Here is an 18761-nt window from a genome sequence, read left to right as displayed (position 1 = left end):
ATTGTCCTTACAATATATAATACCCGACTTATCAGGATGTATCGTAAGGCCACATTCCTAGAATCGTTGTCTAATAACTTGTAACACATATTCTGCCTGTTCTTGACTCTGACAATGGAGTAAACCATCATCAGCATAACGACAAAATGCTACACTTGGCATTTCTCTTCTTACCCATGCATCAAATACATAATGTAAAAATAAATTTGCTAATATTGGACTTATCACTCCTCCTTGAGGTGTTCCCTTATCGCGCATAATAATATTTCCATCTTTATCTTGCAATGGTGCTTTAAGCCACCTTTGTACGTAAAGTAGTACCCATTTGCACTTACAATGTTTCTCCAATGCTTTCATTAATAGTTTGTGATCGATATTATCAAACAAACCTTTGATATCAAATTCAACAACAAAGTCATATTTCCAGCATCTTGCTCTTGTAACTGCTATGGCATCATGTGCAGATTTCTTTGGGCGATAACCATATGAATCTTCGTCAAATATGGGCTCAACTAATGGCTCAAGTACCATCTTCACTACAGTTTGTGCTATTCTATCCGAAATAGTTGGAATCCCAAGGATTCGTTCTCCACCTGATTTCTTTGGAATAGGCACAGCTTTTACTGCAGGAGGAAAATAGCTGCCTGAGGACATACGATTCCATATCTTATACAAATTATCTTTTAGGTTTCGCTCAAATTCTTCCATAGTTTGTTGTTCAACTCCTGCTGCACCTTTATTATTCTTAACACATTGGTATGCTTGCCATACATATTGCTTAGAAATTTCAAAAGGCTTTACTGTCTTCATAAGCTCCTCCTAAATAAATTTAGTTGACACTGTGATGAACAGCTAAAATGGTCAGACACCTTCACTCCATTGCCATTACAGCAACTTCATCATTACTACATGTCTGTCCGCCCCTGTGTATACGCATCAGTACTATCAGCCTCACGGTTTTATTTCCGCTTGTACCTTTCCTTTAACATCGTTGCACAGGTTCCCGTGTTCAGCTTGAAAGCCTTGACTTAAGCTCACGCCACCTCTATGCCGGATGCCACCTAGCCAGTAAACAGGTTCCCGCTAAATTTATCCCAAAGCAACATCACCTCCTTGGTTTTGACATCATCTGAAGCACTTTCGACACTTGAACGGTGGTTCACTGTTGTTCGTCTTCTTAAGTCTATACCTGACACCTCAAGGATGCCTTTTCTGCATCGCTCACGACAATGCCCTTAAACAATTGCCGCATGCAGTGGTTTGCAGCCTATTCCTGTAAATCGACTGCGAAGGACCTACCTTCATCTCTCAAGCCGCTTGGCACGGCACACTGATATCTCCGCTCCAAACCTCGTTAGCGTTAGGTACGTGTACAGTCCTAGTTGTACCTAGATTAGTCCAATATTTATCAAGCAAATAACTATAAATTTTATGCTGTTTATCTTTTCCAGATGTTAACTTTTTCCTCTTTGGATAAATAGCCTCTATGCCAATCATGTTCATATATTTTAGAACCCGATCCTTACCAATAAACAAGCCATCTTCTAATAATTGTCTATGGATATAACGATAACCAAATTCAGGATTATCAGTATATATTTCATCTATTTTATTTAAAATATTTAAGTTATACCCACTAAATGGTTTTGCTTTATAGTACATTGAAGAACGATTAATCTTTAATAATTCATATTGCCTTGTCTTTGGTAACATTGCTAGCTTGGAATCGACAAGTTCTTTTCTATTTGATAAGTCCAAGCTTTGTAGCTTTCCCACAGCCCAATCTCTCTCTACTATTGTTTTTCCAAGCGTTTTCGCTAATTCATCATTTTGTTCTTTCAGCATATTAATTTGTTCCTGATATTTACTTACCAGTTTTGCTGGTTCAAAAGCCAATGCTGCATTTGATATAAATTGTTTCTTCCAATTACTAATTGTCTTGGAGTTTATCTCATATTTTGATGCTATCACTGATAATGGACTCTCTTCTTTCAGCACTTCTAATACTATCCTAGTTTTTTCTTCAGCACTAAAAACTCTTGCTTTTTCTTTTGTCATTTTTCCTCCTAATTTTTTCTTATTATTTTATCTTAATTAGGAAACTTTTTACTCTATTTTCTTGTCCATTTTCTTCAGTCCATTATATCTATTTATGTCATTTATGGGTCTAGCATGTCCTACACCAGCTATTACAGTACCTTGTTCTTGTGATGCTAGTTTTGCATAAAGAGCTGCTAATTCACGAGAGGTACCAGAAATCATAGGTTTAGTACCTACTATCTCTTGTATTATAGCATTACTCTCAAATTCAGCCAATCCCAAATCACCAACTTCGGATAGTATCGATGCTGTAGGCTTAATTTCCAGTGGGATTGGTTTGGTTGGGACATTCTCACCAAGCCCAGTAGATATTTCACTAGCTCCAGCCACACTCCTTAAAATGCTACCTTCGGCAGCTGCCCCTTTAAAAGCATTAATAACTTCACCACCCGCGAGCTTTGCAACCTTACCTACTCCACCTAAAATACCACAATCTCCAACAAATTCTGTTGCTATTTTTGCTCCGCGTGGCAATTTATTGTAGTTCTTTGCTGCATTTTCATATGCATCGTTAGACAATACAGATTTTGCAACACCCTTAGCTACATCCTTGACCCCATCAACTACACCACCAACAACCGTACCTACAGCTAGCAACGTTTCCAGCCCACCTTCCACACATGATATCCCATAAGCAAGATTACTGCCTGCCAATTCTATTGCCTCTCCAGCTTGTGCTATACCTTTAATTATTTGGTTGTTAGCATATTTATTATTTGGATTATCAAAATACTCAGAAATATTTCGATCAGTATCTGCAGTGGTTTTACGTCCCTCCATTGGTGCAACAAGTCTAGGTATAGACCCCATATCCCCACCGATAGCATAAGCTTGCTGCATTAATGTATTATCCTTGCTTTTACTAGCGGCAAGCAAGTGTGCCACGCCTTCTTCAGTCCATTTAAACTCGCTTGGGTCAGCAGTTGCCTTGTTGCTAGGTATTACATCTTTGGGGACAGTAATGGATGGTACGGGTTTTCCTAATAATTCTGGTGGTAGAACTATCTCACCACTACCAACTGTGTTAAAGCTATAGATAGGTTGCCCACCTGATGCCGAGCCACTTGGTGATTTTGGTAGTGTCGGTGGCGGAAACAGTGGAGTTCCTGAAGATGTACTTGCCGGGCAAGCTATGCTCTGCAAGATATTCGCTGAGTATTTACCATTACTACTAGCAGATATTGCTTCAAATATACTGCCACTGTTACTCGAGCCTTTATTGGTAAAGCCAAAATATTGCTGGTTTTTACTGTCATATCCTATAGTAATTGGTGTGCCTCCTAAACCTTTGCCGTATGATTGTAGGAACTTACCATTTTCAAACACATAGATTGGCTGTTGCATGGCGGATGACAGTAGTAATATCGAATTGCTACCCCCAGCACCGCTACCTGGTTTTGGTAATAGTGAAGCTAATGCCAAATCAGCGCCTGTTAAACCAACAAGCCCTGTACTCTCCGGTTGAGGAGCAAGGTTAGACCCAATATGTTAACTCTTAGTTGCTTGCATAATAACCTCTTCTTTAATGTTTATTGGATTATCATAACATATTTATTACTTGCACTAAGTGTTTATGAGAAAATAAATTTATTTCACTTAGGTTTTTGCAATGGCTCTATAGTTACAGTGCCATCTTGGTAGCGTCTGATGATATTATTATCCTTTACATTCAATTCATATAAGCCATTGATAAAATCGGTGAAACTATTACTTACAAAATAAAGATAATTTAAATCATCCTCACTCCAAAAACTCCAATTAGTGGTCCAATAATACAAACTTCCGTAATCATCACCCCTTATACCAAGACATAAATCCCCACCATCATCACATGCAATCGGTAAAAATTCATCTGGTATTTTCCCGCGTGACCGTTGAAACTCGAGAACTATATTAGATACTTCTTTATCGTGTAAAGCATAAAACCATTCAACTAATATTCCTGTATTTTTTTTATTAATTGGTTCACTTAGTTCAAAAGCGTCAAATACTGGATGTCCTCCATTATGTTTTAATAGAAACTGTTTATAATCACTAGGAAGTTTAGCTTGTATTAGATGCTCAAATTTTTCTATTTCTTCCAAATTTGTTGATTCGTGAGATTTTATTACTTTAATGTCATTTAGCATTTTTCTTCTCGGCTCTTTTTACTGCTGCCCCTCCAGTATGTTTAATTGCTTTATGTAAATCGGTAGGAATAGCAATCATTGTTCGACCGTCCTCTATATGATGCCATGTATAGCCTTCAGGGTTCTCCTTTATACCCATTATTTCATTAGCTATTTTAGAATCCATATCACGTTTTCCTGTAAGATTATCTGATTCTATTCTGTAAACTCTTTCCAACTTGTCAGTAAAGGTATAAGGCTCAAACCTCATAAGTCCCTTTTCATCAACCATTACGCTATCAGGATATTTGGCTTGAATATGTTCAGGGAGTTTATTCAGCGGATATTTCTGCCCTGCTAAGTCAGCGTTGATTGGGAAGCGTTCATTGATTTTCTCAACTGTATCAGGATATTGTTTTTTATACAATATATTCATTGAATCTGCTATATCACTATGATCGGGGAAAGATTCAACTAAACCTCCGGTAAGTTCGGAAGGTGCGAAGTCAAATCCCGGCAATGTCCCGAGTTTTCGTAGCAATTCACCTTGATCAGGTGTAGATATTACAGTTACAGGTTTTTCACTTGGTATAGGAGTAGTTAGTATTATTGGTTTGTTGGCATCCAAATCTATAATAGCACAAGGGTTAATATTAGTAGGTAATGGTTTGTTGACATCCCAAATTTTTACTGGTTGTGTAGGTGTTAGAGTCGTTGGGTTAGCAAATTGATTCCATAACTCCTTTATATTGTCATCATTTGTAGCTTTAAGAGCAACTGCTGCCGCTAGAGGTATAGCACTAGCTCCAATTACAAAATTTGGGTTTGGTAGTACGGCAGTTGTTGATGCAGAGAATCTTGTAACAGTTGCTGCCGCAGCCCCAGCTGATTCATTCATAAAAAATGCATTAGCAAAGCGTGATCCACTAAAGATCGATGATCCACCGCCACCTTCAGCCGCGATAGTAGGAAGTAAACGGGCAGCAGCACTAAAGCCAATTTCACCCAATAGTCCTACCCCCATTCCTACATATGGTGCGGCTGCCAATGCTAAGGCTGTTCCTGGATTTTCTTCAATGAATTTTTTGCCTCTTGGATCATAATCAAGCCCCATCTCCCCGCCAATGGCATAAGCTTGCTGCATCAAGGCTCCATCCTGTGCTGGCTTCTTAGTTGCAGAATCATGCATATTTTGTTTAGCGATTTGCAGGATATTTCTGTGATACTCGTTTTCCTTCGCTTGTAGTTGTCGTTTATCCGCCGTTAAAGTATCAACCAAAAATTGTGCAGCTGATAACTCCGACTGGCTTAAGGGCTTTGGTTGTGGAGTTGGCTGGGATGGCGGTTTTGGCGGAGTGGTATCGGCAACTGGAATCGGCTGAACTACGCCTCGTAATATATCGGCTGAGTATTTACCATTGCTACTAGCGGATATTGCTTCAAAGATACTGCCACTATTACTCGAACCTTTATTGGTAAAGCCAAAATATTGCTGGTTTTTACTGTCATATCCTATAGTAATTGGCGCGCCTCCTAGACCTTTGCCGTATGATTGTAGGAACTTACCATTTTCAAACACCAATCTTGCGTCATTGCGAGGAGCTACTTTTGTAGCTCCGAAGCAATCCACAAAAGTGATTAAAAATGGATTGCTTCGTAGGCTTGTGCCTACTCGCAATGACGTTTGTGAATTTGTATGAGTAAGATTTAACATAGCAACTAATTTTCTGAACTTGCTATAATATACACCATAAAATCACCAGCACTAAGTATTCAGAATGAAAAAAATATAATAATTTTAGGAAATTATTTTTAATCATCTTGCTACAATCACCCATCTTCTTTATCGATATTTCTTTCTATTACCTCTTCCGTTAATTTACGGCAAAAACCACGCTCCTCTGCTTCTTTCTGATACCACTCCAAATATTCCTGTGTATTAATTTCTATCTGGGCAATTACTCTTTTTGCTAAAGATTGTAGCTCTTCTTTGTGTCCTTCCACTAATTCTAAAATTGACTGATCTTTTTCTTCATCAGTTATTGAATCCATTTCTAAAATGTCGTCTATTAGTATATTTACTATTGTACTAACATGTGCCTCATTTTCTAATTCAGGTAATAACTCTACAACAGCCCAATCTAATGTACCAATATTATTTTTTATTTCCTTAACAGTAAAATTGCCAGCAATCCATCTGTTACAGACTTCTTTAATATTTCCTCTAGATTGTTTGGCTAATAACTTTATCATTCTTCCAATCTACTCATTCATTGCTAAATTTTGGTTTAATTTCTACTATTTGATCAGTTCTTACATTTTTATAATAATGTACCTGTATTTTTGTTCCAGATGGCAATACAAATCTCTCCTTCAATATAATATGTTCACTAGTCATCTTAACCCAGTCTTGTGGAGAACCACCATAGGTTTCAACAAGTCTATTAATGTCTTTTATCGGAACTGTGCTACCAGCCCCTGCCATAGGTTTACCTACACCTGATGCTGCTAATTCTTCACAAGCCAATTTTATTTCAAGAGCCTGTAATTCTTTCAGGCTACCAGCAACAACCGGTTTATTACCTAAGGCTACCTTTATCTTATCATAAATACCTGATTCAGCCAATCCCAAATCACCAACTTCAGATAGCATAGATGCTGTAGGCTTAATTTCCAGTGGGATAGGTTTGGTTAGGACATTCTCACCAAGAGTCCTCCCTGCATCAACAGGTATTTTACCCACCCCGCTAGTTGCTGATATTTCACTAACTCCACCTTCGATAGCAAGTAGTGACTTTGACGAACCTTCGATTGATGGAATTTTTACCCTACTATTTTTTGCTATATCAAAAATCTTGACGGTGTTGCCTAAAATAACACCGTCGCCAAGTATTTCTGCTAGTAGCTTAGTACTGTCGGGTAGTTCATCATATTTTTGTGAAAATTTTGTAAACTGTTCTTTTGAGCAGTTTGCTTCGAACTCAGATTTTATAAGCCATTTGACGGGGGAAACAACCAGCAAATCAACAGTTGAAGCCATTGCTCCTAGAGCTTCTGGTAACCATTCTATACGGCTGACAGGATGCATAATATTCTGTGTACCATACTTTACTAACTCACCGGCAACTGCTGTTGAAGCCACTAGAAAATTACCAACACCACCACGATATTGGTATGTTGCCTCAGGATTCACGACTTCCTTATAAAGATGATTCCTGACATCATTTAGACTCACTGGTTTCCAGTTCGGTGAGACAATTTGGATAGCATTTGAATTAAATGTACCAGTAAGGTCAAACATGCCTGCTATTTCTTCAACTGTTCTCTCATCAGACCTTTGTGGTGGTATATCTGGGGGGATAGAGAGTGGTGCTGCTGTATCTCCCATTGTTTTTGCTTGCCATCCAGGTTCTACCCTTTTAAGTGGTAGATATGGCTCCCCGCCAATGGCATAAGCTTGTTGCATTAATGCATTATCCTTGCTTTTACTAGCGGCAAGCAAGTGTGCCACGCCTTCTTCAGTCCATTTAAACTCGCTTGGGTCAGCAGTTGCCTTGTTGCTAGGTATTACATCTTTGGGGACAGTAATGGATGGTACGGGTTTTCCTAATAATTCTGGTGGTAGAACTATCTCACCACTACCAACTGTGTTAAAGCTATAGATAGGTTGCCCACCTGATGCCGAGCCACTTGGTGATTTTGGGTTAATGCTTAACATATTTTTTTGTGGCGGATTTATTTGCAGTACATTGTTTAGGTAATTGAGAGTATCTAGAGACATTGGTACTTTTGGTGGCTGAATGATAGAGGTAGTTAACAAAGAATATCTGTCATAATCTAACGACTCAATGTCATCCTTCCTGCGAAGAATGGAATCTACCGTACCTAATTGTCTAGATGTTCCTTGTGCTGACTCTTCACCTGTGCCAAAAAGACGTTTATCTAGCTTCTGCGGCTGCCCGATGGTTAGTCCAGGCTGAACATTAGTGTTGTGCGGATCAAGTTTTAAAGCATGCTCTCTATTGCTGTTCTTATTTTTACCATGCATCATTATAGTGCCATCATCATCACCAGCTGCTATTGCTACTCTTTTTGAACCAGCTAGATTTATCACTTTATGACCATTTCGGCTTTGTATGTCTCTTATAGCATCATTCAAACGATAAGAATCGCCAAGAAGTGTATCACTGATTTTGTCAGATAAAGATACTTGATGCATTCCTTCCTGTATTATCGGATTAGCTAGCTGATGTTGGTAATGACCCATCAAACTCTTACTAACCAGTGCTGATTGTTGAGTAATTAAATGATTAATCGCTGATTTGTAATCTTTCGCACTACTTGCAATCATTCTACTGGCAAATGAGCTGATTTTAGCTCGATATTTTTCACCTACTCCAAGTTGGTTTTGCTTAATAATTTCTACCGCATTTGAGCAAAACTGATTATTGTTGATTGCCCCAATTCGTTCTAATGTTTTTACTATATCAGCAGCATCATCCATAGAGATTACAGGGTTTGAGGAACTATATAGTAGCTCAACTAGGCTAGGCAGATTACTCTCAATATAGCGTATTTTCCCTTCTAAACTCTGGCAAAAACTATCGGCAAAATCTTGTAGCTTTGACACATCATATGCCGTATTAGTTGTTCTAGCTGCGTAAGCCACTACTTTGACTGTAGTATAATTACTATGACTTAAGCTAGTTAATAGCTTGCTGGCAATCTCACCAATAATATTGCGTTTACTGGTCAATATATCTGCTACTCCTTGATTAATGGCATTTTGCCCCTTAGCATTATGATTGAAATCATCGACCATCATGATGTGACTTATGTTGCGTACCATGTACTCAGATAACAGGCAATTGCTGATTTTGTTGTTAACAATATCACGTATTTCATCTTTAAATTCATTAACTACTGCTTTAGAGAGACCTGTTGCGGCGTAATCAAGACCAATATTCACTACAGTCTTTATGGCAGATTCTTTTATAGCTTTCTTGACTAGTTCCTGAGTTGTTAGTTTTTTTACTTCTTCTTTGACCCCTATTTTTATTCCTTCTTTAGTCAGCGTTTTAGTTGCACCAAGTTTACCAGCTAGATTCTCACATCCCATCATCGCTAAGGTTACTGCTAAAGTAATGCCTTTTTCAGTCCAATAATTACTCCAGTTAAAATGTCCCGATTGAATAGCGTTTATTGATTTATATAAATCCTGCAGCCCTTCGGTAATAAAAGCTACGCCCCATTTATAGTTACCAGCAACGACACATAATGCTCCAACAAAAATTTGAGCCACACCAAGTGCCGCAACTAACAAGCCATCAAATATCGATGATTCTGGTTCAACTGTATCCAACTCAAATAATTGCAGAATACCAAACATGTTGAGTTCAAGAATCTCATCATCTGGTACGTCGCTAGTAAATAAGTCTGGCAATAATATTCGATTGGAAACTTGGGTAACACAACCATTCTTACAATTTTCAATGGTCTTGGCAGCTGATTCAATATAGTTAATCTGCTCTTTTAGCAGATTGATTTTGGTTCGTATTTGCTTAGATAATTCGCTATCTGGCTTATGATTTGAGATTACTTGGATAGATACTAATCCTGGAATAATAACTGATTCAATTTGAGCTTTAGCCGCCATTAAATCAGAATAAGCACTTGCCTGCCAGCTAGTATCAAATTTACCACTTTGCATCGATAAAGTATAACCTTGACTGATTTTGGCATAAGCTCTGTTGTAATAACCAGCAAAACTATAGGATGCATCCAGATTAATCGCCATATCAAATAAATCGATCGATTGTTGATAGCGATTACCCTCACCAAGTTTGTTAACGCCTTCCCTAACCAAATAGGCTGGATTCCGCATGATACTATGGCCATTAGAATATTGTACCCTCATCTCGGCTTTGAAGTTGTTTAGTTCCCTAAAGGCATATTCCTCTATAGCACTGTTACAACCAGTCTTCTCTAATTTTCTACATTGCTCACTAATTTGCTGTAGCTTAATCCCCCATAATTCTTCTAATTGAGCTAATTTAAATTCATTATCATTGCTATTCCGCAACTCATTAGTGAATTTACAAAAATCGCTAAATAGTCTATCATTTCTTCGAATCTTATCTGCTCCACTAGTCTTGACTTTCTCTAATTTATTATGTTCAATGACATCACGTAAATTCTTTAGGTCTGTGATATTATCAATACAATTAGCTTCTGAGCCAAATTTTGTCTCAAGTTCTGATTGATCAATGATTAGTTGACCACTGCCATGGTTACCTTGCCTCGATGTTCTACCAAAAGCTTGCTCTTCTACCCGCAAGTTATCTGGTAAGAATGTCAGGCAAACATGTAACCCTCCAGCAGCTTCAACTTCTTTAGTAGTTCTAACATCAGTACCTCTACCAGCTAAATTAGTCGCGATAATAACTTGTCCAGCCTCAATACTAGTTCCAACGGCTAAATATTCATCATTATCATTTCTTGAGTAAAGTTTAATTTTATTGCTTGGATAACCAGATTTCAGCAAATTCTCTTTGACTTTGTATACATCGCTAATTGTTTGGCAAATGACCAATACAGCTCTACTTTTGCTAGTTTCTTCAATAATAGAATTACCGATTTTGGCTAACCATTCTTCTGAGTTATGTGCTAATATTCCAGTTAGTTCAACAAATTGTTTTGGCTTATAAGTTGGTACAACAGCTAAATCAACTGGATAGATTGAGCTGAGCAAATCTTGGGCATCGTGTGAACCTAATGTACCAGTCATACCATAGATTTTACAACCATAACGCAGAAAATACTCCATATTTGAGATAAAACAGGTAGTGAAGTTTTCAGCCGTCAATCTTAAAGCATGTTTTAACTGCAAGAATTGCTGTAGACCATTTTGCCAACTTGTTTTATCCTGTACAATACCAGTATTGTAGTAATCTACTGGTGCTATAACTGAATAACCAGATTTGTCTTTAATAACATAATCTTTGTTCTCCGTCATATTCTTAGCATTAATCGCTGCCTTTGCCCAGTTCTCTATTTGGCTTATAGCAAACTCTTGTAAATATTCAGGAATGAAAACGGATTTTTGTTCGATTATTTGACGAATATAATACTCAATATGTTCTGTGCAAAATAAACTAGCATCATTAATTGGATATGCTACCGACTCTTCACCATCCTCGTTATTAAATAATGTTAGCTCGCCATTCTCATATTTAAAAGCTCCTTGAATAAAGTAATGTGATTGTTGTTCTGCCGAATATATTAAATGATTATCTAGTCGTCCTAACTCTGACCAGATGGCAGCTAGTAAAGTCTCTAAATATTCCATACCAGCTATATGACCAGCTAACCTCACTAGCTTGCTATTATCGTCAATCAGCATTGAATCTACTTCATCGATGATCACACTGTTAAAAGGTCTACCTCCTCTAGTCTGGTAAGCTTGATACTCATCTCTTAATAAGTCAGCTTGAAAATTAGCAACATCTCCATAAACTACATTAGCTGAGTAACAATACCGAGGAAGTTTACCTTTCTCTTCACCAGTATTATGATCAACTTTTAAATTAAACATGGCAAAAAATTCTTTTCTCTCTAAGGCATCTCTTTGAGCTAGAACTTGCGAACTAGTGATAATATCAACTTCCTCTCCTCTTAAAGCTAAAACTACGGCTAACATGGCACTAGTAGTTGATTTACCTTCACCAGTAGCTACTTGAATTAAGCGCCCTTTATCTGGTTGATGTAATAGCAACATTAAAACAGATAAAATTTGGGCAAGACGTGGATCGTTATTGGTGTCTATCAGATTGGCTCTTTTAATCACTGCCATCATCTCAGGCAGAAAATTATCATCTACTGCTTTACTGTGGTTTTGCAGTAAATTATTAGACCAATTAGTAATATCATCTCTTTGCCATTGGCTGATCTTCTTACCTAATGGAGTTAAATTAGAATCATGATCATAGGCAGATAAAATTTCAAGAAATTTAGTCTCTAATAGTTTATTAGTCAGTAGAGAATCTGCTATTGTCGGATTATTTTTATTAAGAGTTTCTATCTCGCCTAAAAAGCTTTCTAAATCTTTCTCTTGACTTAAATTCTCAGTACTCAGATTATCAGGTTGTTGGTTGACACCTTCAGTAGAGGTATCATATTCTGTTAATTCACTATTAGATTGTTGTTGCTTTAATCTATCAATAAAGTTTAAACAATAATTAATATCATCTTTAGTTTGTCTATTTTGTAAGAATATAGGCGATGAACTTACTAAACTGTCTAATATATTATTTGGTAATTTAATCCCTCTCCCTAAACTAATCTTTAATATCTTCAAGCTTTTGCCGGCGATAGATTGATTTTCATCCTGAAGATTATTACTTAAATAATCAAACCAACCAAGCTCTGATATATTGTTAGCTATTTGTCGCTCTAAAATTCTTAAACCAGCTTCACGATCTTTCAAGGCAGCATAATGGTTGCCACTTATCTTACTGAACTCATCTAATATTTTACTTGCTATCGGTTTGCCAGCATTCGCAACATTTTCTAAGATTTTATAAATCCAGCATTTTGTTTCATTGTCTCCGGTCAATAATATTTGATGTAAACCTTCAAAATTAGTAATCAAATCCTGTGGTCTATTCGCCAGAATTCTCATACTTAAATTTCCACGTTCCCCAGTATCATCTAATAATTGATTCAAATGAGAGATTGTTGAATTTTGTAAGTGCATTATGTTTTTACAATCAGCCGATCTATTTAATACATGTAATGCAAAATCCTTCAATGCTGGGATATATAATGCTTTTTCTATCGCCTGAATATTTTGAAAAGGATAGCCAGACAATATAAACCTATTCATTATTATTTTTTGAATCGTTATATTTTCATCGTCTAGATGATAATCTAATTTTGCCATTAATGATGAGTGATCTTGACTGGCAATAGACAGAACTCTAGCTGAATTAACACGGGTAGTTGCTTCAATATTTGTATCTTCGAACAGGTGACTAAAAATATTAATAACTGGTAAGGATAATTTATTTCCATTTTTGACAGACTCTAATATATTGCTGCTGGCTAATTGCCTTTTAGCTGGATCTAATAATTCTCTTTCTTCTGCGGATAAACCAGCATAAGGATTCTCTATTACCCCATTATCAATTGCTACGTTATTACAATCAGTAACAAGTATAGTTGACTCAGTAATGTTCAAAGGTAATATTCCTATTACTTCTGCACTTTCTCCTTCATGGTTTGTTACTGCTGTGCCTTGTAAACTATTTGGCATAGTTAAAATTAATATTTCTGAAGTTAAATGTTTGAAATGTAAGCCTTTATGTGGATGATAAGATAATCTAAAGGTTTTAAAAATCCTTTAGATCACCTGTGATACTACTGAAGACACACTTACCCTGGGTTATAAAATTATGACAGCAATCAATCTGCATTATCACCTATTAGATGTATTTTATCAAATTGGGATTCTAAGGATTCAATATGTATTACTTCTTGCAAGCTCGTACTGTTTACTAGCTGTTCATCATTACAATCTTGTTTTTGTTGTTTTGCCTGCTTCATTGTTTCTAGCCTTGCTTCTTCCCCAACCGTAACAACTCCTTCTTCAGTAGTTCTGCTATGGTTCTGTTTGGTAAGCAGATATTGCTGCAGTGATATTTCTTCACCTCTCAACAGTTTAATTACAGTTTCAATATCTTGGTATTCTAATATCTTATCTTTTAGAGCCTGCTCAACTTTTGGACCAAGCTGTGCTATTTCTACTTGCAGATTAGCATGCTGAGCTACCATTTTGATAATCTCATCATTACCACTTCTTACAGCAATTTTTAGAGCTGATTCAGCGTTATTAGTTAAAATTTCTACACTGTTACTACCTAGTTGTAAAATCTTCTGCACTATTTCTGTTTTTTGAGCAGATATGGCAATTTGTAGCAATGTGTACCCAGCAAATTTTTGTGATAGAAGGCTACTATCATAAGATGATAATTTACTGATGGTAACAATATCATTTTGACCTATTGCCTCCACTACCGTACTAGCTAAATCCTGTCCTGTTGCCAGAACCTTTTTAATAAAGCTTTCATTACCACTATGTATCAATTGTTGTAATAAGGTTTTACCTGCAACCGAATAATTACAACAATTAGCTCCATAAGATAGAGCTAAATCAAATAATCCACTATGTGTTTTCTTAATGGCATAATATGCTAACTCATCAGCATCAACTCCTAGAGATTTTATTATACTAATCATCGTCATTGATTCATTATCAGACTTACTAAATAGTTCAGATAAGAAAAATGCCCGTTGTTTGCTATTAAGTGATTGAAACATATCAAAATTAGCTTTTTGCTGCTTGCTAATATTAGCACTTATTACATCATTGCCATGTTTTACTGCATCTAATCTTGCTTGTTCAGCAGCTTCAGCAGCCAATCTTGCTTTTTCAGCAGCTATTTTTTGCTGTTTCTCCTGCTCAATAGCATCTAATCTTGCCCTTTCAATAGATTCTAATCTTGCTTTCTCTTCAGCTATTGCTCGTTGCCTTGCCTGTTCAACTGCCAATGCTTGTTGCCTTACCTGTTCCTCAGCAGCTTCTTGTTGTCTTAAACTATTAATTCGTGTTTCTAGGTTGTTAATTCTCTCATTTGCCGCTGTTATATCCCGATCATAGTCCCCTTGCCTAAATCTTCTTATCTTATCGTAAGTCCAATAATTACTTTCCCATACCCTCAACCAATGGTGATAATGTTTTGTTGCTATTGTGTCATAATAATAATACGATTCCTTATTAATATTGTTTCTATGATTAACCGCTTCTGCTCTTTGGTTACAAAGCTCTTGTATATGTTGTTTTGTCAAAATAGCCTCCTATTTAATAGAAGATTAAATATTCTTGTACCTTTCAGTCTAGATCAGAAATTACTTATATGTACGCCTAGGATTCCGCCTGCCACTTGCACTTCTAGCTAACTCTTAAAATTCATCGAGTATACACAAAAGCAGCGAACTAATATTATATAAAATAATATAATATTTTTATATGTAAAGTACTTTTGATAAAAAATAATGACCTATTAATTAGAATCTTAGATTCTAGAAGGGATCGGGTTATCTACAAGGGGAAATTCTTAAAAATAGAAACATTATCATTAGCATACGATATATTTTCTATACTAGAGATAGTAACTTTTTGGAAGAAAATGAAACGGCCTGTCTATACTTTCTTGCACCATTATAGCCTATTGTTATGCTATCTACAATAAATGTAACAGAATAGTAAGAGTATCATTAATAACATTTTCTACTTTTCTTATCAAAAATACTTTACATATAAGATATGCCTTGTATTATAAAAAGCATATTATTTTAGAGATAAAGGTAAAGCTTTCCTAGTAGCTTGAAAGTACCTTGTTATAGATAAGATAACACAGTTCAATCCCCTAGAGCTTGCCAACCTTATACATCTCAAAGAGATTAACAAATATTTGCTATTAAGTGATTGAAACATATCAAAATTAGTTTTTTGCTGCTTGCTAATATTAGCACTTATGACATTTTTTTACAAAATTTTATCTAATTGGCTACAGGTATCTAGAAAAACTTTTACTGTGATAGATTTACAACCTATAAAATAAATATTATGATAAATAGTATACAAATTGTTATTATTAAAGCTAGAAGTGTGTAAAGATAATTAATACCATAGTAGTAATGGATGTTGAAACAAACAACCTAACTCTGAAGAAATAGATCAGCTAGATTAACACAATAAAATATGGGAGTAATTTTATGAAAATAAGGAAGTGAATATGAAAAATGTGTGGTTATCAAACAACGTTCTAATACCAAACTATAGCTAAAGTATATTATAAACATGATGGTAATTGTGTTGTTGATGGAAATCCTTTTGGGGCTGGTGGTGGTGCAGTATCATTTGGTAACAAATCAGTTTCAGTTCCATCTCATCTCTATACGGAAGACATAACATATCCAACTGCCATTCAGCAAAGTTTGATGGGGGATAGTTCACATCATAACGGATAGTTTAAAGATTCTTTGAATTTATAATTTATTCACTATCTCAAAAATCATTTTAACAATTTTTGAGATAGTGGGCTATAAAGCATCTTTAGAATTACACGATGATGCAATGATTATGTATGGATTCATACTAATTAAATGAACCCTACTGATATTATTTATAGATATATTTAGGATGGTATTTAAAAGGAATTTATGAGTAAGAGTAACCATTTATCTAATCAATTAAGTCAGGCTCTAACACAACAGGCTACTTTAAATAGTCAACTACAAAAGCAAGTAAGTATTTATGAGACTTTTAAGTATTTATTCAATTCATATCGAGAATTAAAGAATATTGCTTTAAACCCCTTGATAGTAATAACTAAAACTATTTCTGCAGAAGAATTAGCTCATACTGATGTACTTAAAGAAGCAAGTAAATCTAAACACACAGCCGCTTTTGATCTAGCACTTGCCAAAATTACAGATTTAGATTATCAAGATAGCGATGGCAAAACCGTTTTGATTCATGCGATTATTAATGGGTTTTATTATGGGGTTGATAAACTTTTACAATTACAACGAGGAGCGGATGTTAATTTAATAGATAAGCAAGGTGCGAATGCTTTGATATATTGTGCTCAGATTCCTCATATAAAATATATAAAACAAATTGCTGAGAAAACTACTGATATTAATTATAAGGCTATAGGTTTTAGTGGTAACACTGCCTTACACCTTTTAGTTGCTAACACAAGAGAGATAATGTTTTCTAGTGAATTAAATAATGAGTTACGGGATGCAAATCAAGTATATATAGGTGGACAAAAATTGGTAGTAGTTGATGAAGATCTTACCCTAGCTGGACTTGGTGGTATTAGGTTATCTGATGGTTACACTGTAAATCAAGAAAAAACCTTAAGAATAACCAAATTCCTAACCGACAGAGGAGCTGATATCAATGCACAGAATGATAAAGGACTTACACCATTTTTTATGGCTTGTGTTCATCAATTTAGATATTTGGCTCATAAGCTTATAGATAACTATAAGTTAGATTTTAGTTTAGTGGATATATACGGTTATAATATACTTCTTTGGTCTTTAGAGATTAAAGATATTACATTAGTTAAAAAAATAATAGAGCAAGGAATAAACATTAATCAGCAGGATAAGCAGGGTAATACAGCTTTATTTTGGGCTGCTAAATATCTGTTACCTGATATCGTTAATTTATTATTCAACACCTATGATGCAATTGACATACCAAATGAGAAGGGTAATACAGCTTGGGATATAGCCACACTTAATTCACAGCAAAATTTAATTGACATATTAATTACCAAAAAACATGTAAAACTTGAAGCTGTAAAACTTTGGTGTGCAGCAAGGAATGGAAATTTAGAAATAGTAGAGCAGCAAATCAAGAAAGGAGTAGACCTTAATGCTTCTATAGCAAATTATGCTGATAGTACTGCCTTAATACAAGCAATTGCATTTGGACATTTTGGTATAGTTTCAGTTTTAGTTAATAATGGAGTGGATGTTAATAAAGCTGATAAAGATGAAGTATCACCGTTGTATTATTCTTTAGGCTATGCTGGACAACCAATACAACCAAATATAGTTAAGTTTTTAGTTAGCAAAGGGGCGGATGTCACACAATCAATGTATGATGGGGACACACCATTACATATGGCGTGTTATAGAGCTAATACTGGGGCAATAAAATTATTACTTGATCATGGGGCAAATATTGACACGGTAAATAAGCAAGGTAAAACCTCCTTACATGCGTTAATTGAGAAAAAGGATATCGAAACTCAGCAAAAGCTTACTGCAGTAAAATATTTATTAGCAAAGTCAGCTTCAACTACTTTGAAAAATAGTGAAGGGCGTGATGCAATTGATCTAGCAAAAGATAATTTCCCTGAAGCTGTAGCTTGGCTTGAACACCCGGAGAACTTGCCACCACTTAGCGAGTTTGAAGCAACTATTATAGGTTTAACCGATTTTACCATTTAATTAAGTTGCTTTCTGCCTAATACTTTTGAACAAGATAACCATTGTAGTTCATGGACGCTAATTTTTACTACAATTATTTTTTTATAAAACACTTAGTGCAAGTTATAATTATGTTACGATGGTCTTGTTTTATAATTTAATAAAAATATATAATGATTCTCATACCAATATTTAAAAGTTATTTGGAGTAGTGTTTTTATCGGAACGCTCTACTGATGTTTTGTCTGATAAAGTTATAGTATCGGGCTTGCGGCATTTTGGCAGAAGTTTTTCACCGGGTCGTTTATTTGACGTGCCTGTAAAAATGGGATGGATTAAGCAGCCTACTTTAGAAAAAGATATTAATCCTTATCCAATATTTTTTTTAAAATGAGTACAATATGACGTTTATTATGGATAAATTAGGCGATGTTGTCACGAGATGTAATTCTGTATTTGCTTAAATTACTAGTGATGCTA

Annotated in this window: 10 protein-coding genes; 2 read left to right on the top strand and 8 right to left on the bottom strand. The window is 35.6% G+C overall.

Annotation, left to right across the window (positions count from 1 at the left end; translation table 11 throughout):
• Positions 1-57: 57 nt before the first annotated feature.
• From ltrA to ACFEL2_RS04230, 8 genes are all read right to left on the bottom strand, one after another.
• Complete coding sequence (gene ltrA / locus ACFEL2_RS04265; protein ID WP_375331963.1) at positions 58-810, bottom strand: group II intron reverse transcriptase/maturase; 753 nt, start codon at positions 808-810, stop codon at positions 58-60.
• A gap of 498 nt (positions 811-1308) precedes the next feature.
• Entirely contained in the window at positions 1309-2058 is a 750-nt protein-coding gene (locus ACFEL2_RS04260; RefSeq protein ID WP_375331964.1) for an IS3 family transposase, read from the bottom strand.
• Positions 2059-2106: 48 nt separating this feature from the next.
• Positions 2107-3522, bottom strand: a complete 1416-nt coding sequence (locus ACFEL2_RS04255) for a hypothetical protein (protein WP_375332331.1) — start codon at positions 3520-3522, stop codon at positions 2107-2109.
• A gap of 170 nt (positions 3523-3692) precedes the next feature.
• On the bottom strand, positions 3693-4229 hold the full coding sequence (locus tag ACFEL2_RS04250; RefSeq protein ID WP_341755622.1) for an SMI1/KNR4 family protein: 537 nt from the start codon (positions 4227-4229) through the stop codon (positions 3693-3695).
• Positions 4219-5922: an HNH endonuclease gene (locus tag ACFEL2_RS04245; protein WP_375332330.1), complete on the bottom strand. Its 1704-nt coding sequence runs from the start codon at positions 5920-5922 to the stop codon at positions 4219-4221. The genes ACFEL2_RS04250 and ACFEL2_RS04245 overlap by 11 nt, the downstream gene beginning before the upstream one ends.
• A gap of 116 nt (positions 5923-6038) precedes the next feature.
• Positions 6039-6461, bottom strand: a complete 423-nt coding sequence (locus tag ACFEL2_RS04240; protein WP_375332329.1) for a hypothetical protein — start codon at positions 6459-6461, stop codon at positions 6039-6041.
• 13 nt (positions 6462-6474) lie between these two features.
• Positions 6475-13521: a hypothetical protein gene (locus ACFEL2_RS04235; protein WP_375332328.1), complete on the bottom strand. Its 7047-nt coding sequence runs from the start codon at positions 13519-13521 to the stop codon at positions 6475-6477.
• Between the two features lie 149 nt (positions 13522-13670).
• Positions 13671-15113 carry an ankyrin repeat domain-containing protein gene (locus tag ACFEL2_RS04230; RefSeq protein ID WP_375332327.1) on the bottom strand — a complete coding sequence of 481 codons (1443 nt, stop codon included), beginning with the start codon at positions 15111-15113 and terminating at the stop codon, positions 13671-13673.
• Between the two features lie 1377 nt (positions 15114-16490).
• Here ACFEL2_RS04230 and ACFEL2_RS04225 point away from each other — a divergent pair.
• Both ACFEL2_RS04225 and ACFEL2_RS04220 read left to right on the top strand, forming a co-directional pair.
• Entirely contained in the window at positions 16491-18302 is a 1812-nt protein-coding gene (locus ACFEL2_RS04225; protein WP_375332326.1) for an ankyrin repeat domain-containing protein, read from the top strand.
• Positions 18303-18492: 190 nt separating this feature from the next.
• The gene (locus ACFEL2_RS04220) at positions 18493-18675 is read left to right on the top strand and encodes a hypothetical protein (RefSeq protein ID WP_341752025.1); all 183 of its coding nucleotides are present in this window, start codon (positions 18493-18495) and stop codon (positions 18673-18675) included.
• Positions 18676-18761 lie beyond the last annotated feature (86 nt).

It is taken from the genome of Candidatus Tisiphia endosymbiont of Temnostethus pusillus (assembly GCF_964264675.1).
Classification (GTDB): Bacteria; Pseudomonadota; Alphaproteobacteria; order Rickettsiales; family Rickettsiaceae; genus Tisiphia.
This window is presented reverse-complemented; position numbering and strand designations above follow the sequence as displayed.